This window comes from Curtobacterium sp. MCLR17_032 (assembly GCF_003234795.2).
Lineage (GTDB): Bacteria > Actinomycetota > Actinomycetes > Actinomycetales > Microbacteriaceae > Curtobacterium.
Genome location: NZ_CP126268.1, coordinates 2,233,234 through 2,252,842 on the forward strand (window position 1 = coordinate 2,233,234; position 19,609 = coordinate 2,252,842).

General features: G+C 71.5%; 17 protein-coding genes. 3 read left to right on the forward strand and 14 right to left on the reverse strand.

All coding sequences use genetic code 11. From position 1 onward, the window contains the following. Window position 1: 1 nt before the first annotated feature. Together rpsP and DEI97_RS10520 are read right to left on the reverse strand one after the other, a co-directional pair. Window positions 2–412, reverse strand: a complete 411-nt coding sequence (gene rpsP / locus DEI97_RS10515) for a 30S ribosomal protein S16 (protein ID WP_111075590.1) — start codon at window positions 410–412, stop codon at window positions 2–4. A 184-nt stretch (window positions 413–596) separates the two neighbouring features. Further along, entirely contained in the window at window positions 597–2,711 is a 2,115-nt protein-coding gene (locus DEI97_RS10520; RefSeq protein ID WP_253463426.1) for an oxidoreductase, read from the reverse strand. A 94-nt stretch (window positions 2,712–2,805) separates the two neighbouring features. Between DEI97_RS10520 and DEI97_RS10525 the strand changes: the two genes are divergently transcribed. Next, the gene (locus tag DEI97_RS10525; RefSeq protein WP_111075592.1) at window positions 2,806–3,936 is read left to right on the forward strand and encodes a glutamate--cysteine ligase; all 1,131 of its coding nucleotides are present in this window, start codon (window positions 2,806–2,808) and stop codon (window positions 3,934–3,936) included. A gap of 132 nt (window positions 3,937–4,068) precedes the next feature. On the opposite strand, the gene ffh is transcribed toward DEI97_RS10525, so the two are convergent. From ffh to ftsY, 5 genes are all read right to left on the reverse strand, one after another. Then, the gene (ffh, locus tag DEI97_RS10530) at window positions 4,069–5,622 is read right to left on the reverse strand and encodes a signal recognition particle protein (RefSeq protein ID WP_111075593.1); all 1,554 of its coding nucleotides are present in this window, start codon (window positions 5,620–5,622) and stop codon (window positions 4,069–4,071) included. A 71-nt stretch (window positions 5,623–5,693) separates the two neighbouring features. Then, entirely contained in the window at window positions 5,694–6,656 is a 963-nt protein-coding gene (locus tag DEI97_RS10535) for a hypothetical protein (RefSeq protein WP_111075594.1), read from the reverse strand. Continuing rightward, entirely contained in the window at window positions 6,653–7,024 is a 372-nt protein-coding gene (locus DEI97_RS10540) for a PadR family transcriptional regulator (protein WP_220039228.1), read from the reverse strand. The genes DEI97_RS10535 and DEI97_RS10540 overlap by 4 nt, the downstream gene beginning before the upstream one ends. Before the next feature lie 112 nt (window positions 7,025–7,136). Next, window positions 7,137–7,304 carry a hypothetical protein gene (locus DEI97_RS10545; RefSeq protein ID WP_181439311.1) on the reverse strand — a complete coding sequence of 56 codons (168 nt, stop codon included), beginning with the start codon at window positions 7,302–7,304 and terminating at the stop codon, window positions 7,137–7,139. 59 nt (window positions 7,305–7,363) lie between these two features. Continuing rightward, window positions 7,364–8,233 carry a signal recognition particle-docking protein FtsY gene (ftsY, locus tag DEI97_RS10550; RefSeq protein ID WP_111075595.1) on the reverse strand — a complete coding sequence of 290 codons (870 nt, stop codon included), beginning with the start codon at window positions 8,231–8,233 and terminating at the stop codon, window positions 7,364–7,366. Between the two features lie 275 nt (window positions 8,234–8,508). On the opposite strand from ftsY, the gene DEI97_RS10555 reads away from it, so the two are divergent. Beyond that, window positions 8,509–9,537, forward strand: coding sequence for a TerC family protein (locus DEI97_RS10555; RefSeq protein WP_111075596.1), 1,029 nt, complete (start codon window positions 8,509–8,511; stop codon window positions 9,535–9,537). A 93-nt stretch (window positions 9,538–9,630) separates the two neighbouring features. Here DEI97_RS10555 and DEI97_RS10560 read toward each other — a convergent pair whose 3' ends face one another. From DEI97_RS10560 to DEI97_RS10590, 7 genes are all read right to left on the reverse strand, one after another. After that, window positions 9,631–13,368, reverse strand: coding sequence for a chromosome segregation SMC family protein (locus DEI97_RS10560; protein ID WP_111075597.1), 3,738 nt, complete (start codon window positions 13,366–13,368; stop codon window positions 9,631–9,633). 33 nt (window positions 13,369–13,401) lie between these two features. Then, window positions 13,402–14,418, reverse strand: a complete 1,017-nt coding sequence (mutM, locus tag DEI97_RS10565) for a bifunctional DNA-formamidopyrimidine glycosylase/DNA-(apurinic or apyrimidinic site) lyase (RefSeq protein ID WP_111075598.1) — start codon at window positions 14,416–14,418, stop codon at window positions 13,402–13,404. A 4-nt stretch (window positions 14,419–14,422) separates the two neighbouring features. Continuing rightward, window positions 14,423–15,154 carry a ribonuclease III gene (gene rnc, locus DEI97_RS10570; RefSeq protein ID WP_111075599.1) on the reverse strand — a complete coding sequence of 244 codons (732 nt, stop codon included), beginning with the start codon at window positions 15,152–15,154 and terminating at the stop codon, window positions 14,423–14,425. Window positions 15,155–15,167: 13 nt separating this feature from the next. After that, the gene (rpmF, locus tag DEI97_RS10575) at window positions 15,168–15,371 is read right to left on the reverse strand and encodes a 50S ribosomal protein L32 (RefSeq protein WP_110902027.1); all 204 of its coding nucleotides are present in this window, start codon (window positions 15,369–15,371) and stop codon (window positions 15,168–15,170) included. Window positions 15,372–15,418: 47 nt separating this feature from the next. Then, window positions 15,419–16,024, reverse strand: a complete 606-nt coding sequence (locus tag DEI97_RS10580; protein WP_349814958.1) for a YceD family protein — start codon at window positions 16,022–16,024, stop codon at window positions 15,419–15,421. 68 nt (window positions 16,025–16,092) lie between these two features. Beyond that, the gene (gene coaD, locus DEI97_RS10585; protein ID WP_111075631.1) at window positions 16,093–16,581 is read right to left on the reverse strand and encodes a pantetheine-phosphate adenylyltransferase; all 489 of its coding nucleotides are present in this window, start codon (window positions 16,579–16,581) and stop codon (window positions 16,093–16,095) included. A 72-nt stretch (window positions 16,582–16,653) separates the two neighbouring features. Continuing rightward, window positions 16,654–18,855, reverse strand: coding sequence for an ATP-dependent DNA helicase RecG (locus DEI97_RS10590; protein WP_111075632.1), 2,202 nt, complete (start codon window positions 18,853–18,855; stop codon window positions 16,654–16,656). A 177-nt stretch (window positions 18,856–19,032) separates the two neighbouring features. Here DEI97_RS10590 and DEI97_RS10595 point away from each other — a divergent pair, with 177 nt between their 5' ends. Next, window positions 19,033–19,599, forward strand: coding sequence for an RsmD family RNA methyltransferase (locus tag DEI97_RS10595; RefSeq protein ID WP_111075601.1), 567 nt, complete (start codon window positions 19,033–19,035; stop codon window positions 19,597–19,599). Window positions 19,600–19,609: the final 10 nt, after the last annotated feature.

The window sequence follows — 19,609 nt, forward strand, 5'->3', positions numbered from 1 at the left end:
ACTACGCCTCGGTCGTCTCGTCGGCGGTCTCGGCTGCGGCCGGAGCGGCGGGGGCCGTCTTCTCCGACTTGGGCTTGAGGACGGCCTTCTTGGAGCTGTCGACCGTGAAGGCCGGCTTCGGCTCGCGGACCTGGACCTTGGACGCGGTGTCCTTCTCGCCCTTGAACTTGGCCCAGTCACCGGTCAGCTTGAGGAGTGCGGCGACCTGCTCGGTCGGCTGCGCACCGACGCTGAGCCAGTACTGCGCACGCTCAGACTGCACCTCGATGAACGAGGGCTCCTCGGTGGGGTGGTACTTGCCGATCTCCTCGATGACACGACCATCGCGCTTGGTGCGCGAGTCGGCGACGACGATGCGGTAGTAGGGCGCTCGGATCTTGCCGAGGCGCTTGAGACGGATCTTGACAGCCACAATGACTCCTGTTGCGTACGTGTTGTGGTTGAACCGGAACCGCGGGCGTGGGGGCACACACGGTGGAAGCTCGATGAGATCGCGATCCGCTGGATAGAGGGTCGAGCGGACACGATTCGACCGTTCATTCTTGCAGATTCCGGAGCGGGAAGCGAGCCACGTCCCGCGGCGCGTCGGCGGCGCCCTACGGTGCCAGGCGTCGGACGGCCTCCAGGGCCTCGCTCGTCGCCCGGACGGCGTCGACACTGCGGGCGTCCCGGGCGCCGCCGACGACCGCGTACGGCACGTCTGCGGACTGGAGGCCCGTGGTCAACTCGTCCCGCGCCTCCTGTCCGGCACAGACCACGACGACGTCGGCCGGCACGGCGACCTCGTCCCCGGACTCGTCGCGGATCCAGAGGCGACCCGGCTCGATCCGCAGGTACTCCTGCACATCGCCGACCATCCGGACCCCGGCGTCCCGGAGCCGGCCGAGCGCGACCCACCGCGAGGTGAGGCCGATCCCCTGCCCGAACTTGCCCGACCGGCGGAGGACCGTGACCTGGTGCCCGGGCCGGACCGTGCGCTGCGCGGTCGGCTGGCGCTGCGGCAGGTCCCCGACGAGCTCGTCGGACACCGGCACCTGCCACCGCGCGCCGAACTCGGCGGCACGTACGGCCTCGTCCGGCGACTCGGTGAGGAACGCGGCGGTGTCGACGCCGATCCCGCCGCCGCCGATGACCGCCACCGTGCCGTCGGGCACACCGTCGCGGAGGGCCTGCTCGTACGTGAGCACGTGCGGCAGGTCCACCCCGGGGACGTCGACCACGCGCGGGGTCACCCCGGACGCGAGCACCACGGCGTCGCTGTCACGGAGGTCGGCGAGGGTGGCGGCACGCCCCAGGTGGACGGTCGCACCGCGCTCCGCGAGTTCCGCGCGGGCTGCCTGCACGGGGCCGGCGTAGTCCTCCTTCCCGGGGATCTCGGCGGCGAGGCCGAACTGCCCGCCGAGCACGTCCGAGGCCTCCCAGAGCCGGACGTCGTGCCCACGTCGGGCGGCGTCGACCGCTGCGGCGAGACCGGCCGGTCCCCCGCCGACGACGTCCACGCGTTTCGGGGCCGCCGTCGGACGGAGCGGGAACCGCACCTCGCGGGCGGCGCGCGGGTTGACGAGGCACGACACCGGCGCACCGACCACGGACCGGTCGAGGCAGGCCTGGTTGCAGCCGATGCACGTGTTCACCAGGTCGAAGCGGCCGGCCAGGGAGCGCTCGATGAGCTCCGCGTCCGCCAGGAACGGTCGTGCCAGCGCAACCGCGTCGATCCGGCCGTCGGCGAGGACCGCTTCGCCGTCGCGCAGGTCCGTCATCCGGTTCGACGCGATCACGCGCACGTCCGGGTGGTCGGAGGCCCGGACCACGTCGGCGATCCGGCTCGCCTGCTCGATCCACGCGCCGTGTGGCACGGACGCCTGGATCGTCGGGGTCCGGGACTCGTGCCAGCCGATGCCGACCGAGATCGCGTCGAGGCCGAGCGGCAGCAGTTCGCGCACCAGGGCGTCGACGTCCGCGTCCGTGGAGGACCCGGGCATCAGGTCGGCGCCGGAGAGCCGGATCGTGACGGCCAGCTCGGGGACGGCGGCGCGGACGACGCGGACGACCTCGACCGCGAAGCGACGGCGGCGCTCGGGGCTCCCGCCCCACTCGTCGTCGCGCAGGTTCGTCAGCGGCGACTGGAACTGGTTCACGAGGTACCCCTCGGACGCCATGATCTCCACACCGTCGAAGCCGATCGCCGCGGCCGTGCGGGCAGCCGTGGCGAAGTCCTCGATCGTCCGGCGGACCTCGTCGGCGGTGAGTTCCTCGGGCAGCACCCCGCGCGTGGCCGCCCAGGGCAGCGCCGAGGGGGCCACTGCCCGCTGCGGTCGGCCGTCGCGGTCGGTCAGTCCCCCGACGAGTGCGTACCGGCCCGCGTGGAACAGCTGCGCCAGGACCGTACCGCCCTCGTCGTGCACCGCGGCGACCGCGCGGCGGAACCGTTCGTCGGCACCCCCGACACCGAACACCGCGAAGTCCGGGCCGCCGCGGGCCTCGTCGCTCACCGCGATGCCGCCGGTGATGATGCACGCGACACCGCCGGCAGCGCGCTCCCGGTAGAACTCGGCCATCGCGACACCGCTGTCGTCCAGGACCTCGAGCCCGGTGTGCATCGACCCCATCACCACCCGGTTCGACAGGCGCAGGGGGCCGAGCGTCCAGGGCGAGGCCACGGTACGGAGCTCGGCGGGCACGTCGGCAACGGGCGGAACGACAGCGGTCACGCAACGAACACTAGGCGAACGTGCCCGCTCGGCGGCAGAGCGGACACGCCGGACTCTCCGTCGTTCCGGTGGGACGGACGGGCAGGATGGCCCCATGGACATCCGGTTCTCCGAATCCGCTCCGTCGACGATCGGCGTCGAGTGGGAGCTGCCCCTCGTCGACCGCGCGACGGGTGACCTCACGCCCCGGGCCCCGGCGGTCCTCGCCGCCGTCCGCGAACGCCTGGACGATCCGGACCGGGTGACCGAGGAACTGCTCACCAACACGGTCGAGGTCGTCACCGGCGTCCACGACACCGTCGGCGGCGCCACCCGGGAGCTGTCCGGGATCATCGGCGAGGTCATCGACGCCGCCGAGCCCCTCGACGCGCAGGTGATGTGCTCCGGCACGCACCCGTTCGCGCAGTGGGACCAGCAGGAGATCACGCCCGACAGCGAGCACTACACGACCCTCATCGACCGCACCCGCTGGTGGGGCCGGCAGATGCTCATCTGGGGCGTGCACGTGCACGTCGGCATCGACGACCGCGACAAGGCCGTCCCGATCATGAACGCGATGCTCGGCTACGTCCCACATCTGCAGGCGTTCACGGCCTCGAGCCCGTTCTGGGCGGGCACCGACACGGGCTACGCCTCGAACCGGGCACTGATGTTCCAGCAGCTCCCGACCGGTGGACTCCCGCCGCAGCTCGGTGCGTGGGCGAACTTCGAGGAGGTCGTCGGCGACCTCGTGCACACCGGCGTCATCGACGGCGTGAAGGACCTGCGCTGGGACATCCGCCCCTCGCCGGGCTGGGGCACGATCGAGAACCGCGTGTCCGACGGCATCTCGACCCTGCACGAGGTGGGTGCGGTCACCGCGCTGGTGCAGTGCCTGGTCACCGAGAGCTCGGACCGGATCGACGCCGGCGAGACCCTGCAGGCGATGCAGCCGTGGTTCGTCCGCGAGAACAAGTGGCGAGCCGCCCGGTACGGCATGGACGCCGAGATCATCACGAACATCGCCGGGGACGAGCGACTGGTCACGGACGAGGTGCACGACCTGGTGTCGCGCCTCGACCCGGTCGCGGAACGACTCGGTTGCCAGGAGGAACTGCACCACCTCGACACGATGATCGAACGGGGCGCCTCGTACCAGCGGCAGCTCGCGGTCGCGCAGGAGAACGGCGGCGACCTCCGCGCGGTCGTGCAGCACCTGGTCGGCGAGCTCCGCGACTCGCTCTGAGCACGCGCCCCACAGGGGATGGTCGCGACGCGACCACGGACGGACGGGAGGCCCGGTACCAGCTGGTACCGGGCCTCCAGTCCGTCGGGCGCTGACGTACGCAGTCAGCGTCAGGCGGTCAGCGTCACATGGTCAGCGACCGAGGAACTTCTGCAACGACGCGAGTTCTTCCTCGGACGGCGCGCCGCCGTTCTTCCCGGACCCCATGCCGAGCCCGAGGCCCGCACCCTTCGGCGCCTGCTGCGGAGCCGGAGCGGCACCGGAGGCGAGCGCCGCGCGCTTCGCCGGGTTGCCGACCTTCTTCTTCTTGCCCTGCGGCTGCTGCTTCTTGCCGCCGTGCATGCCCGGGATCGGCCCCATGCCCGGCATCTGCGGGACACCGCCGCGGGCGACGGTCTTCATCATCTTCGCGGCCTGCTCGAACCGGTTGACCAGGGCGTTCACCTCGGTCACCGTCGAGCCGGCACCGCGGGCGATGCGCAGGCGGCGCGAGCCGTTGAGGAGCTTGGGCAGTTCGCGCTCCTGCGGCGTCATCGACTGGATGATCGCCTCGGTGCGGACGATCTCGCGCTCGTCGAAGTTGTCGAGCGCTTCCCGCATGCCCTTCGCGCCGGGGAGCATGCCGAGCATGCCCTTGATGGACCCGGCCTTCCGGAGCTGCTGCATCTGCTGCAGGAAGTCGTTCAGGGTGAAGTTGTCGGTCGCGATCTTCTCGGCGACCTTGCGGGCCTCGTCCTCGTCGAAGGCGCCCTGTGCCTGCTCGATGAGCGACAGGATGTCGCCGAGGTCGAGGATGCGGCTCGCCATGCGGTCCGGGTGGAACGGCTCGAAGTCGTCGAGCCCTTCACCGGTCGAGGCGAACATGATCGGGCGTCCGGTGATCGAGGCGACCGACAGGGCCGCGCCACCGCGGGCGTCACCGTCGAGCTTGGACAGGACGACGCCGGTGAAGTCGACGCCCTCCTGGAAGGCACGAGCGGTCGTGACGGCGTCCTGACCGATCATCGCGTCGATGACGAACAGGACCTCGTCCGGGTCGACTGCCTTGCGGATGTTCGCGGCCTGCTTCATCAGCTCGGCGTCCACACCCAGGCGGCCGGCGGTGTCCACGATCACGGTGTCGTACTGCTGGTCGACCGCGGCCTTGATGGCGTTCTTCGCGACCTTGACCGGGTCACCGACGCCGTTGCCGGGCTCCGGGGCGAAGACGTGCACGCCGGCCTGCTCGCCGACGACCTGCAGCTGCTGGACTGCGTTCGGACGCTGGAGGTCCGCCGCGACGAGCATCGGGGTGTGGCCGTCCTTCTTGAGCCACTTGCCGAGCTTGCCCGCCAGCGTCGTCTTGCCGGCGCCCTGCAGGCCCGCGAGCATGATGACCGTCGGCGGCCGCTTCGCGAACTCGAGGCGTCGCTGCTGCCCGCCGAGGATGCCGACGAGTTCTTCGTTGACGATCTGGACGACCTGCTGCGCCGGGTTCAGCGCCTTGTTGACCTCGTCCGAGAGTGCCCGTTCACGCACCGAGGCGGTGAAGGACTTCACGACCTCGAGTGCGACGTCCGCGTCGAGCAGTGCCCGCCGGATCTCGCGGACGGTGCCGTCCACGTCGGACGGGGTCAGCCGTCCCTTGCTCCGCAGGTTGCGGAAGGTCTCGGTGAGCCGATCGGAGAGTGAACCGAATTGCGCCATGATCCGACCATCCTACCGTCCGTGGCGTGCGGCCCGGGAGGCGCGGCACCGGCCCGCCCCGCCGGCACGGTTCACGCGCGCTCGCGTCGGGACCGCTGCGGCACCCGACGCGCGATCACCAGGGCGGTGAGCGCCATCAGGGTCGAGCCCACCGCCATGAGGACCGATGCCCCGTCCTCGGCGGCGAAGTACCGGAGCGTGATGGTGCCGGCGAGCGCCCACGGCATCCAGGCGACGGCGAGCGCCGCGGCAGGGACAGTGTGCCGACCGCGGACGAGTCCGCCGACGGCGACCAGGACGAGCACCCCGACCACGCCGAGGAGGGCCGGTGTGACCCCGGCTCCCCACCACGATCCGTCGGTGAGCAGGGTCGCCTCGAACGGGTGCCCGGTCGGCAGCTGCAGGCCGACGAAGAGCGCGAGTCCGGCCGTCACGACTCCGAACGCGCTGCCGAGGGCGCGGCGGTCCCGCGGCGCCCCGGTGTTCGCGACGACGACGAGCGCCGCCACCGTGACGAGCGTGGTCGTCCCCGGTCCGTTCCAGTTCTCGGTCGCCTGCACCGTGATGCGGGCGACGACGATGCCGAGCACCGCCAGGACACCGGCGAGGTGGGCGAGCATCCGCTGTCGGCCGAGTGCCGCGAGCGCGCCGAGCAGGATCGGGACCGCGAACAGCACGCCGGGGTTCCGGAACGGTCCGAACGCGGGCAGGTCGGGCCAGGCCGTGCCGGGCGGCGGCCCCCACGGCACCCACGAGACAGCGAGCAGGTAGACCAGGGCGAACCCGGCGGCGGCTCCGGTGCCGATCGACGCCGCGAGCACCCGGACGTCCCCGGGGACGAGGACGTTCACGCGTTCGCGGAGGCCCTGCCACCGCAGTTCGGCGAGCTCGCCGTGCGCCGGTCGGGTGCGGCCCTCACCGTCGGCGACGTCGAGCAGCGTGCCGAGCATCGCCGGGCCGTGCGTCCGTCGCCACCGCGTCGGGTACCACCCGAGCGCCCGGTCGTAGTCCTGTTCCAGTCTCGTGTTCGTCACGACGCTCCCCCCGGTCGGATGTGGATGCTGCGCACTGCTGGACTCGGCCGCCATGCCGTGAGCCGTGCCCGTGCAGCAGCGGCGTTGGCCTCGATGCGGCGGACCTCGGTGTCGAGGGCGTCGGCTCCGGCGTCGGTGAGTTCGAAGTAACGACGGAGTCGTCCGTCGACCACCTCTTCCCCCGCGCTGGCGACGAGCCCCTGGTCGAGGAGTCGGTCGAGGACGGCGTAGAGCGTGCCGACCTTGAGTCGGACCCGCCCGTCGGACAGTTCGGCGGCGTCGCCGATGAGGCCGTACCCGTGCTTGCGTCCCCCGGCCAGGGAGGTCAGCACGAGCAGGGTCGGTTCGCGCATCTCAGCGGTGCTCATGTGACGAAGATACTCTGACCGACAGAGCATGGCAAGCGCGGGTGCACCACAGACGGACGGGAGGCTCCCCACCAGCTGGTGGGGAGCCTCCCGTCGGTCGTCGTGCTGCGCGTCAGACGCGCGTCCCGCCACCGCGGACGCGGCGGAGGATCCAGCCGATCACGGCGAGGACGATGAGCACCAGGCCGATGAAGAGCAGGAACTTCAGCGCGGCGCTGACGATCCCGGTCACGAGCAGGACGATGCCGATGATGATGGCGATGAGGAGCAGTGCGGGCATGTGTGGACCCCTTCCGATGTACCTGGACGATCCGTGTACTGCCCAGACGGTACCCGGGCTCAGCCGACGAGGTTCTGCACGAAGACGTGCGGGGTGAAGCCGGTGAGGTCGTTGATGCCCTCGCCCTGCCCGATGAGCTTGATCGGGATGCCGGTCTTCTCCTGCACGCTGAGCACGAACCCGGCCTTGGCCGACCCGTCGAGCTTCGTGATGACCAGGCCCGTGACACCGGCGCCTTCGATGAACGCCTGCGCCTGTGCCAGGCCGTTCTGCCCGGTCGTCGCGTCGAGGACCAGCAGGACCTCGGCGATCTCGGTCTGCTTCTCGACGACGCGCTTGATCTTGCCGAGCTCGTCCATCAGTCCGGCCTTGGTGTGCAGCCGGCCGGCGGTGTCGATGACGACGATCTCGATCCCCGTCCGGATCGCCTGCTCGACGGTCTGGTAGGCGACCGAGGCCGGGTCCTGCCCGGGCTGCGACGGGCGGACGACGTCGACGCCGGCACGCTGGGCCCAGGTCGCGACCTGCTCGACGGCGGCGGCACGGAAGGTGTCGGCCGCGCCGACCAGGACCGTGCGGTCGTAGGTGCGGAGGAACTTGGCGAACTTGCCGATGGTGGTGGTCTTGCCGACGCCGTTCACGCCGACGACGAGCACGACGGCCGGCCGGGCGCTGAGCTTCAGCGTCGTGTCGAGCTTCGACAGCCGCTCTTCGAGTACCTCGCGGAGCATCCGGTTGAGGTCGGCCGGGTCGGTCGTGCCGTAGCGGTCGACCCGGGCGCGGAGGTCCTCGATGATCTCCTCCGAGATGTCGGGACCGAAATCGGCGCCGATGAGTGCGGTCTCGAGGTCCTCCCACGTCGTCTCGTCGATGGTCTTCCGCTGGAAGAGACCCCGGAGCCGGGAGGACAGTGACCAACTACTCGCCATGTTCCCAGCTTAGAGGGGCCCGGGTGAGCGCGACCTTCGGTAGTGTCGGAGACGCGAAGGGGAGTATTCCCTCTCGGCGACCCCGTCAGTACGGCCCGGAACGACCCGGACCCGGGGCGTCGGTCGCGGCCCAGTTCGGAACCGACCTCGTCGGACACCGATCAGGACCGCGGCGGAAGAGACCTTCAGGCTCTGGCGTACCCGTTTTCCGGACCACTTCCGTGGTCGGAGCTCGTCGACTGACGATGTTGTGCGCCCCTGACCTGGAGGTTCCAGTGGACGTTCCCCTGTACGTGTGGCTCATCACGATCGCAGGCATCCTCGCCTTGCTCGTGTTCGACTTCTTCTCGCACGTGCGCACCCCGCACGTGCCGCACATCCGCGAATCGGCCTTCTGGTCGGTCGTCTACATCGCCCTCGCGATCCTGTTCGGTGTCGGCGTCTGGGTGTTCGGCGGCGGACAGGCCGGCGGTGAGTACTTCGCCGGGTGGTTGACCGAGAAGGCGTTGTCCGTCGACAACCTCTTCGTCTTCCTCATCATCATGACGACCTTCGCGGTGCCGAAGGAGTTCCAGCAGAAGGTCCTGCTGGTCGGCGTCGCGATCGCCCTCGTCGCCCGCGGTGTCTTCATCGCCCTCGGTGTCACGATCATCGAGAACTTCTCGTGGGTGTTCTACCTGTTCGGCATCCTGCTGTTCTGGCTCGCCTGGTCGCAGGCCAAGGGCGGCGACGAGCACGGTGCCGAGGACGGCGACTCGAAGCTCATCCGTCTGCTCCGCCGCGTCATCCCGACCTCGGACCACTTCGACGGTGACCGCATGACCACCCGGGTCAACGGCAAGCGCCTCTTCACCCCGATGCTCCTCGTCATGGTCTCGATCGGTCTGACCGACGTCCTCTTCGCGCTCGACTCGATCCCCGCGATCTTCGGTCTCACCCAGGACGCGTTCATCGTGTTCACCGCGAACGCGTTCTCGCTGCTGGGTCTCCGTCAGCTGTACTTCCTGATCGCCGGGCTGCTCGAACGGCTCATCTACCTGGGCCAGGGTCTGGCCGTCATCCTCGCCTTCATCGGCGTGAAGCTCGTCTTCCACGCGCTGCACGTCAACGAGGTGCCGTTCATCAACGGCGGGCAGCACGTCGAGTGGGCCCCGGAGATCCCGATCTGGTTCTCGCTCGGGTTCATCCTGCTGACGATCACCGTCGCGACGGTGGCCAGCCTCGTGGTGTCGAAGCGTCGCCAGCAGCGCGGCCTCACCCCGGCGGGCGAGAAGCCGTCGGAGGTCCAGGCGGACGCGAAGTAGGCGTCCCCACATGACGGACGGGAGGCCCGGTACCAGCTGGTACCGGGCCTCCCGTCCGTCATGGGTGCGGCCGCGACAGCGGCTCCGCGGCGGCTACGCGACCGCCGGCTCGGCCGGGGGCTCGGGCCGCTGCACCCGCTGGCCGACGACGGCCGAGACGCCGTCCTGCCGCATCGACACCCCGTACAGCGCGTCCGCGATCTCCATCGTCCGTTTCTGGTGCGTGATGACGATGAGCTGCGACGCCTCGCGCAGGCGGCCGAACACGGTGAGCAGACGGCCGAGGTTGGCGTCGTCGAGGGCCGCTTCGACCTCGTCCATGATGTAGAACGGGCTCGGCCGCGCGGTGAAGATCGCGACCAGGAGCGCCACCGCCGCCAGGGACCGCTCGCCGCCGGACAGCAGCGTGAGCCGGTCGATCTTCTTGCCGGCGGGCTTCACCTGCACGTCGATGCCCGTGGTGAGCATGTCGTCGGGATTCGTCAGCGAGATCGAACCCGAACCGCCCGGGAACAGGATCGGGAACACGATGTCGAACGCCGCCCGCGTGTCCTCGAACGCCGACGCGAAGATCGTCTGCATCTTGCCGTCGAGTTCCTCGATGATCGTCAGCACATCGGTGCGGGTCTGCTGCAGGTCCTCGAGCTGTTCGGACAGGAACGCGTGCCGCTGCTCGAGCGCCTGGAACTCCTCGAGCGCCAGCGGGTTCACCTTGCCGAGGCGGCCGAGGTCCCGCTCGGCAGCGGCCAGTCGGCGCTCCTGCTCCTCGCGGACGTAGGGGGTGGTCGGGACGGTGGCGGGGTCGATGTCGGGCGCCTCGAACTCGGGCAGCGCCGGTCCGCCGGGCAGGGTCGACTCGGCGTCCACGAGCTCGGTGTCCGTGTCGGCATCGGCGTCGACGTCCGTCTCCGGGGTCGTGACCGCTGTCGTGTCCTCGGTCGTGTCGTCGCCGGTGACCGCTGCCGCCGCCCGTGCCGCTTCCCGGTGCCGTCGTGCCAGCACCCTCGGGTCGATCAGCACGTCGACCGGCACCGGGACGTCCGGCCCGTACTCGGCGACCAGGACGGACTCCCCCAGCCCGAGCTCGCTCTGCGCCCGGTCCAGGACCCCGGTGACGTGCAGCCGCTTCTCGTAGATCTCCATCTCGAGCGAGTGCACACCGTCGGTGAGGGTCTGCAACCGGTCGCGCAGCTCGCGCTCCTCGTTCCGGATCGTCTGCAGCTCGGTGTTGCGGCGGGACCGCTCGGACTCCTCCGACGCGAGCTGCACCCGTGCCTCGGCGAGGGACCGGTCGACCGCGGCCAGCACCACCGGCAGGTCCGCGAGCACCCCTTCGGCCGAGGCGATGTGGGCCCGGCGGATGACCGCGAGCCGGGCTGCTTCCTCGGCCGCGGCACGCTCGGCCTCGAGCTGCCGTTCCAGCTGGTCGGCGCGTCGGCGCTCGGCACGCGCGCGTTCCCGGGCGGTCTCGACCTGCAGCCGGTGCTCGATCTCGGCGGCCCGGACGGCGTCGACCGCGTCCTGCGCCGCCGGTCGGGCCGACGCGTCGACGACGGGCTTCGGCCGGTCGGTGAACTGCCGGAGCGCGGTCTCCGCCTCGGCCAGCGCCGCGTCGGTCGCGGCCGTCGTGCCGTCGGTCTCGGCCAGGGCAGCACGCAGACGGTCGACCTCGGCCGCGGTGTTCTCGGCGCGGGCCCGGGCGGACGCGCTGGCCCGGTCGTACTCGGCGCTCGCGCGGGCGTGCTCACGCGCGGCACGGTCGGCCTCGTCCACCGCCCGTCGTGCCGTCTCGACCGCGGTCCGTGCGGCCTGGAGGCCCGTGGCCGCCTCCTCCGCCTCGGTCACCACGGTCTGTCGTCGCGTCTCGGCGGCATCCCGGTCGGCGACGAGCTCGATGCGGGACGTGGTCCGTGCCCCGCCGCCGGTCACCCGGGCGGCGCGGACCAGGTCGCCGGACCGCGTGACCACCGTGGCGTCCGGGGCGGCGGCGAGCACGGCCTCCAGGTCGACGTCGTCGTCCGCGACCAGCGTGTCGGCCAGCAGGGCGGTGAGGGCGGGCGGGCCCTGCACCAGGTCGAGCGCCCGGTGGACCGACGCCGGCAGCACGGCCGGCAGTCGGGAACCGGAGCCGGCGACGTCGGCGACGACCACGTCGATGCGGCCGAGGTCGGCGGACCGGGCGTGCTCGACGGCGCCGAGTGCGACCGCGCGGTCGTCGGCGAGGACGGCGTCGGCCAGGCCGTCGAGCGCCGTGGCGACGGCCGCCTCGAACCCGGGCGTCACCGTGAGGCGGTCGGCCAGGCGGCCGACGATGCCCGCACGACCGGCGTCGATGACGGCCTGGGAGCCGTCGCGCACGTCGATCGACAGCGCCAGGGCGGCGATCCGGGCGTCCAGCGCGTCCCGCTCACGCTCGAGCGTGTGCAGCCGGTCGCGGTGGGCGTCCCGGTCGGTCTGGGCGTGGTCGAGCTGCTCCCGCGCGGTGGTGAGTGCCGCCGTGAGGGCGTCCTCGTCGGTGTCGAGAGCCGGGTCGCGGCCGACGTCCTCGAGCGCGGCGGCCGCCTGCTCGGCACGGGCGACGGCCTCGGTCAGCGACCGCTCCCGACGTTCCCGGTCGTTCGTGGCCGCGGAGCGCTTCGACCGGGCGACCTCGACCGCACTCGCCAGGCGCTGCCCGTCGAGGTCGTGCTGCGCGACCAGGGCGGCCTGCGCGGCGATCTGCTCGTCGAGGGCGTCGAGTGCGGCACGCGCGGCCCGGACCTGGTCGCCGACGGTCGTCGTGCCGGCCTGCATCTCGCGGGCGCGCTCGTCCAGCCGGTCGGCCTCGGCACGGACACCGGCGACCCGCTCCGGGGTGATCGTCGGACCCTGCTGCGGCGCCTCGGCCTGCTGCGCCAGGAACATCAGGCGCTGGTTGGCGAGCATCGACAGGCTGCGGAGGCGCTCCTGCACGCTCTCGAGGCGGTGCACCACGGTCCGGGCGCGGTCCACGTCGTCGCCGACCATGCTCGCCTCGACCTGCTGCTGGCGCTGCCGGATCTGGTCGAGCCGCTCCTGCAGCACACCACGCTCGGACTTCCGACCGGTCTCGACGGCCAGGTGGTCCCGGAGCTCACGGCGGAGGCGCACCACGTCGTCCGCCAGGAGCCGCGCCTTCGCGTCCCGGGCGACCGCGGCGACGGACTGCGCCTTCCGGGCCACCTCCGCCTGCCGACCGAGCGGCTTCAGCTGCCGCCGGATCTCCCCCGCCAGGTCGGACAGCCGGGTGAGGTTCGTCTGCATCGCCTCGAGCTTGCGGAGCGTCTTCTCCTTGCGGCGACGGTGCTTGAGGATGCCGGCGGCCTCCTCGATGAAGCCGCGGCGGTCCTCCGGGGTGGCGTGCAGCACCTTGTCGAGCTGGCCCTGCCCGACGATGACGTGCATCTCACGACCGAGGCCGGTGTCGCTCAGCAGCTCCTGCACGTCGAGCAGCCGGCAGTTCTCGCCGTTGATGGCGTACTCGCTGCCGCCGTTGCGGAACAGCGTGCGGGCGATCGTCACCTCGGCGTACTCGATCGGCAGAAGCCCGTCCGCGTTGTCGATCGTCAGCGTGACCTGTGCCCGACCGAGCGGCCCGCGGGTGGCGGTGCCGGCGAAGATGACGTCCTCCATCTTGCCGCCGCGCAGGGTCTTCGCGCCCTGCTCCCCCATCACCCAGGCGAGGGCGTCGACCACGTTCGACTTGCCGGAGCCGTTCGGTCCGACGATGCACGTGACGCCGGGTTCGAACGCGAACGTCGTCGGCTGCGCGAAGGACTTGAACCCCTTGATGGTCAGGCTCTTCAGGTACATGCGGTCTCCGGGGTCCTCGGCGTCCGCGTCAGGCTAACGCAGGCGGACGCGCGGCCTCGGTTGGCACACGGGGCAACGGTGGCTGGAGCGGTTCATCCACGGCTCGCGCACGATCGGCGTGCCGCACCGCGGGCACGGCTCACCCTGCTGCCCGTACACCGCCAGGCGCTGCGAGAAGTAGCCGGACTGCCCGTTCACGTTGACGTACTGGTCGTCGAAGCTCGTGCCGCCGTCCTCCAGCGCGCGCCGCAGCACCGCTCGGACCTCGTCGAGCAGCCCGCGGAGGGTCGCACGCGGCAGCCGGTCGGCCGGGCGGTCGTGGTGGAGCTTCGCTGCCCAGAGTGACTCGTCGGCGTAGATGTTCCCGATGCCGCTGATGACACCCTGGTCGAGCAGGACCCGCTTGATGCCGCTCGACCGCTTGCGTGCCGCGGCCAGGAAGCGGTCGTCGTCGAACGCGGGGTCCAGCGGGTCGCGGGCGATGTGCGACACCTGGAACGGGATCCGGCGACGCCAGGCCGCGTCGGGGTCGATCGTGTCCACGGCGCCGGCCAGACCGGCGGGAGCGCCGTCGATCGTCGGCAGCATCCGGTCGATCGCCATCGACCCGAAGGTCCGCTGGTCGACGAACTCGAGCTGGACGGGTGTCTCCGGAGCACCGTCGCGGTCCGTGCCGGGCGGCTGGACGTCGAGGACGATGCGGCGGTGGCGGGCGGCGGGGCGGTCGCGGCCGAGCAGGATCTGGCCGCTCATGCCGAGGTGGGCGACGAGTGCCTCGGGCTGCGTGTCGTCGCCCTGCGCTGCCTCGTCGCTCTGTGCTGCCTCGTCGCTCTGTGCTGCCTGGTCACTCAGCGGGAACCACATGAACTTGCCACGGCGGACGGCAGCGGCGATCGTCCGGCCGGTCAGGCGGTGCGCGAAGTCCTCGGCCGGACCGTCGTGCCGGGTGAGGGCACGCTCGTCGAGCACCTGCACGTGCAGGACCCGCGCACCGGTGACCGCGGGTTCGAGGCCCGCGCGGACGACCTCGACCTCGGGGAGTTCGGGCACCTGGTCAGGCCCCGGCGGTCCGCCCGGACAGGCGTGTCCAGGCGTCGAGCGCGGCCGACATCTCGGCGGTCTTCTTGCTCGTCCCGGTGCCGGTGGCGATGTCCTCGCCCTGCAGCACGACGGTGGCGTGGAAGGTCTTGTCGTGGTCCGGGCCGGCCTCGGTGATCCGGTAGGCCGGGTTGCCGAGCGTCAGCGCGGACGCGAGCTCCTGCAGGCTGGTCTTCGGGTCCATCGCGGCGCCGAAGCGTGCCGGATCGACGAGCAGCGGGGCGACGAGACCGAGCACCAGGTCGGTGGCGGAGTCAGCACCCGCGGACAGGTAGGTCGCACCGATCACGGCTTCGACGGTGTCGGCGAGGATCGAGGACTTGTCCCGACCACCGGTCTGCTCCTCGCCCTTGCCGAGCCGGAGGTACGCACCGAGGCCGATGTGCCGACCGATCTCCGCCAGGGCGACGGTCGACACCAGGCTCGCGCGCCGCTTGGCGAGCTCACCCTCGTCGAGCTCCGGGTAGTCCCGGAAGAGCTTGACGGTCACGGCCTGACCGAGGATGGAGTCGCCGAGGAACTCCAGCCGCTCGTTGTGCCGGATCCCGCCGTGCTCGTACGCGTACGAACGGTGGGTCAGCGCGAGCTGGAGGAGCTCGAGATCGACAGGGACCCCGAGGAGGTCACGGAGACGAACGACGTCCGGCCCCACGGGGCTGGACCCCGCGGCGCCGGACGTCGCAGTCATGAGTGCAGTCCGATCAGACGTCGGCGACCTTGCGGCCCTTGTACTCCATGTACAGGGGGGTGCCGGCCGAGTCCTCGACGACCTTCGCACGGTGCGGGAGGCTGTAGACGACCTTGCCGTTCTCGATCGTCTTCACGAGCTGGACCGGAGCGGCCTTCCACTGCGATCGACGGGCGTGCGTGTTCGCACGGGACTGCTTGCGCTTCGGAACGGCCATGGTGGTTCTCTTTCGTTTGGTCGGTGGTCAGTCGTGGATGGTGGCGGTCACTCGGCCTGGTCGGCCGGCGCCCGCTCCTCGTCCGCGGTGGTCTGGTCAGCGGCGTGGTGCCCGCTGGGGTCCTGGTGGTCGTTGCTGTCGAACTGGATCCCGCCGAGCGCCGCCCAACGGGGATCTTTGGCCGACGGGGCCGGTCGCTCACCGGCGTCCGCCAGGCGCTCACCCGTCACCGGGTCGAGTCCTGGACAGTCCGGTCGGCAGAGCGGGGTGAACGGCAGCGACAGCACCACTGCGTCTCGGACGACCGGTTCACAATCCACGTGCTCATCGTGAACCTGGTAGTCGAATTCCTCCGAGGCATCATACGCGAACAGTTCCGCGAATTCGACCTCGACGGGCTCGCTGATGTCGACGAGGCAGCGCGAGCACTCCCCCGTCGCCTCGGCCCGGGCGTGTCCGGAGACCAGGATGCCCTCGTGCAGGCCCTCGAGCTTGACGTCGAGGTGCATCTGGTCGCCCTCGCGCACGGCGATCAGCCCGGCGCCGAGCGTGCTCGGCACCGCGATGTCGAGCGAGACCTCGCGCATCTCGCCCGGCCGTTGCGCGAGTTCACGCACACGCAGGGCGTAGGGGCTGTTCACGGAGGAATACACGATCAACCAGCCTAGCGCGCCCGAGCCGAGGAGTCGAGCACCCGACGCGTGTCGGGGTGGTGCCGGTCTCAGTGCCGGGCGGCGAGTGCGCGCGCCACGACCTGCGGCACGTACGGCGTGACGTCGCCGCCCAGGCCCGAGACCTGTCGGATGAGCGAGCTCGACACGTGCGCCCGGGCAGCGTCCGGCAGCAGGAACACCGTCTCGACGCCGGCCAGGTGGCGGTTCATGATCGCCATCGGGGTCTCGTACGCCACGTCCTCGCCGGAACGGACGCCCTTGACCAGGATCCTCGAGCCGACCTGCCGGCAGTAGTCGACCAGGAGCCCGGCGGTCCACTCCCCGACCACGACGGTGCCGGGCACGCCGACCTCGGTCAGGGACTCCTCGATGAGGCGGACCCGGTCGCCGGCGTCGAACAGCGCGGCCTTCTTGTCGGGGTTGTGGACCACGAGCACGTGGACCTCGTCGAACAGCTCCGCGGCGCGGGCGATGACGTCGAGGTGCCCCAGCGTCACGGGGTCGAAGGAACCGGGCACGACGGCGATCTTCGTCATGCACGCGACCATACCGGCCCCGTCCTGACCCGCTGCGGCGCCCGTCCGACTCCGTGCTCGATAGCCGCGTGCTCAGTTCTTGCCGAGGAACGCCGCGTCGGACTCGTCCAGTCGCCGTGCCAGGGCGTCCAGCAGCGCCGGGCTGCCGCTGAGGTCCGGGTCGCGCTCGAGGACCCGCTCGGCCTCTTCGCGGGCGTCGATGATGACGTCGGCGTGCTGCACCACCCGCAGCAGGGTGAGCGAGGACCGTCCGCCGGACTGGCGTTCACCGAGGACGTCGCCCTCGCGCCGGAGCTCCAGGTCCACCCGTGCCAGTTCGAACCCGTCGTCGGACGCCGCGACGGCGTCGACCCGCTCGCGCGACACCGTCTCGGCCTCGGCGTGGGTGACGAGCAGGCAGACGCCCGCGTACTGTCCGCGGCCGATGCGTCCGCGCAGCTGGTGCAGCTGCGAGACGCCGAACCGGTCGGCGTCGAGCACCGCCATCATCGAGGCGTTCGGCACATCGACCCCGACCTCGATCACCGTCGTGGCGACGAGCACGTCGACGGCCCCGTCGGCGAAGGACGTCATCACCCGGTCCTTCTCCTCTGCCGTCATGCGACCGTGCAGGACCTCGATCCGCCGACCGTCGAGCACCGGCATCGTGCGCATCCGCTCGGCGGTCGCCAGGACGGTCACGGGCTTCCGCGTCGGCGTGCCCTCGGGGTCGCTGCCGTCGGCGGCGGGCTCGGGGGCGCCGTCGTCCTCGCCGTGGGCGTCGTCGATGGCGGGGCAGACGACGAACGCCTGCCGACCGTCGGCCAGTTCCTCGGCCATCCGGGTCCAGATCCGGGACTCCCACCCGGGATGCTCGGCGAGCCCGACCGTGAAGGTCTCCACCCCGGCGCGACCGGAGGGCATGCCCTGGATGGTCGACACGTCGAGGTCGCCGAACACGGTCATCGCGACCGTGCGCGGGATCGGCGTCGCGGTGAGCACCAGCACGTGCGGCGGGGTCGTGCCCTTCGTCCGCAGGGCTTCACGCTGCTCGACGCCGAACCGGTGCTGCTCGTCGACGACCACCAGACCGAGTTCGGCGAAGTCCACGCGGTCCCCGAGGAGCGCGTGCGTACCGACGACGAGCCGGGAACCGCCGGAGGCCGCGGCGAGCAGTGCGCGTCGGCGTTCGTCGGTGGACTGCGACCCGGTCAGGATCACCGGTCGGAGCTCCGCGGCGAGGTCCGGGCCGAGGAACTTCACGATCGACCGGAGGTGCTGCGCCGCCAGGACCTCGGTCGGGGCGATCAGGGCCGACTGCCCGCCGGACTCCGCCACGGTGAGCATCGCCCGGATCGCGACGAGGGTCTTGCCGGAACCGACCTCGCCCTGCACCAGGCGGTGCATCGGCCAGCTGCCGGCCATGTCCTGGGCGATCTCGGCACCGACCGATCGCTGGTCGTCGGTGAGCGTGAACGGCAGGGTCGCGTCGAACCGCTCGAGGATCCCGCCCGGCGCGGCGACGCGTGACACCGAGGCCGTCGCGCGGGCCGCGATCCGACGCTGCACCAGGGCGGTCTGCAGCACGAACGCCTCGCGGTAGCGCAGGGCGTCCTGCGCGCGCTTGAAGTCGGCGACCTTCTCGGGCCGGTGCAGCATCTCCAGCGCCTTCCGGAACGGCACCAGGTCGAGACGGGTCCGCACCGTGGCCGGGATCGGGTCGGTAACGTCCGGCAGGGTGTCCAGGACGATGCCCATCGCCTTCGCGATCTGCCAGGACGACAGCGAGGCCGTCGCCGGGTAGATCGGGATCGGCTGCCGCGACCACCGGATGGCCTCGTCCGACTCGGGGTCCGCCAGGGCACGCGGGTCGTCGCGGTCGAACAACTCGTAGTCGGGGTGCGCCAGCTGCCGGGCACCGCGGTAGTCGCCGACCTTGCCGGCGAAGACCCCGCGGGCACCCGGGACGAGGTCCTTCGTGCGCCAGCCCTGGTTGAAGAACGTCAGGGTCAGCAGGCCCTTGCCGTCCCCGATCTTCGCTTCGAGGATCGACCCGCGCCGTGCGCGCATCGTGCGCTCGCGGACCTCGATCACCTCGGCGACGATCGTCACCGCTTCGCCGATCGCCAGGGAGTCCAGCGCGGTCAGCGCACCGCGTTCGGCGTAGCGCCGGGGGGCGTGTTCGAGGAACTCGCCGACGGTCCGGTGACCGAAGGCCTTCTCGATCGCCTTCGCGGTCCGCCCGCCGAGGACGTTCGCCAGCTTCACGTCGAGCGGCGCCGGTCCCCACTGCACGTCGGGCGTGGCGGGTGCGAGGCCGTCGGGCGCGGAGCTGTCGGGCGTCGTCGGAGCGGAGTCGGCGCGGGAGGTGACCACAGGCCCACGGTACCCGGCACGACCGACCTGCCACGGGCCTCCCGGACGCCTGTGGAGAACGCCGGAGGGGCACCGGCTGCCCGCTACGGTGGCTGTATGACCCGCATCATCGCCGGTGCCGCCGGCTCCACGACGCTCCGGGTGCCGAAGTCCGGCACCCGGCCGACGAGCGACCGCGTGCGCGAAGCGCTCTTCTCGTCGCTCGAGTCGCGCGGGCTGATCGACGACACCTCGGTCGCCGACCTGTACGCGGGGACCGGTGCCCTGGGCCTCGAAGCGGCCTCGCGGGGCGCGGTCGAGGTCTCGCTCGTCGATCGGGCGGCACCCGCTGCGGCGGCCTGTCGTGAGAACGCGAAGGCGGTGCAGAAGCGTGTGCCGGGCGTCCGGGTCGCGGTGCACGCGCAGCCGGCCCTCGGCTACCTCCGCACCACGGCGAAGACGTTCGACCTGGTGTTCATCGACCCGCCGTACGAGGTCCCCGAGTCCGAGCTGACCGACGTCCTCGACGCCCTGGTGTCCCGGCTGACGCCCGAAGCGGTCGTCGTCGTCGAACGGGGCACCCGCTCGCCGGAGCCAACGTGGCCTGCCGGGCTGACGCCGTTCAGCAAGCGGTCCTGGGGCGACACCGTCGCTTGGGAAGCCCTGGCGGACGCCGCGGGCTGAGCCCGGCACC

Bases quoted from the DNA above. Each gene is read 5' to 3' on its own strand.
- DEI97_RS10525 (WP_111075592.1), top strand. From the start codon at position 2,806: ATGGACATCCGGTTCTCCGAATCCGCTCCGTCGACGATCGGCGTCGAG.
- ffh (WP_111075593.1), bottom strand. From the start codon at position 5,622: ATGGCGCAATTCGGTTCACTCTCCGATCGGCTCACCGAGACCTTCCGC.
- DEI97_RS10540 (WP_220039228.1), bottom strand. From the start codon at position 7,024: ATGAGCACCGCTGAGATGCGCGAACCGACCCTGCTCGTGCTGACCTCC.
- DEI97_RS10545 (WP_181439311.1), bottom strand. From the start codon at position 7,304: ATGCCCGCACTGCTCCTCATCGCCATCATCATCGGCATCGTCCTGCTC.
- ftsY (WP_111075595.1), bottom strand. From the start codon at position 8,233: ATGGCGAGTAGTTGGTCACTGTCCTCCCGGCTCCGGGGTCTCTTCCAG.
- DEI97_RS10560 (WP_111075597.1), bottom strand. From the start codon at position 13,368: ATGTACCTGAAGAGCCTGACCATCAAGGGGTTCAAGTCCTTCGCGCAG.
- rnc (WP_111075599.1), bottom strand. From the start codon at position 15,154: ATGACTGCGACGTCCGGCGCCGCGGGGTCCAGCCCCGTGGGGCCGGAC.
- rpmF (WP_110902027.1), bottom strand. From the start codon at position 15,371: ATGGCCGTTCCGAAGCGCAAGCAGTCCCGTGCGAACACGCACGCCCGT.
- coaD (WP_111075631.1), bottom strand. From the start codon at position 16,581: ATGACGAAGATCGCCGTCGTGCCCGGTTCCTTCGACCCCGTGACGCTG.
- DEI97_RS10595 (WP_111075601.1), top strand. From the start codon at position 19,033: ATGACCCGCATCATCGCCGGTGCCGCCGGCTCCACGACGCTCCGGGTG.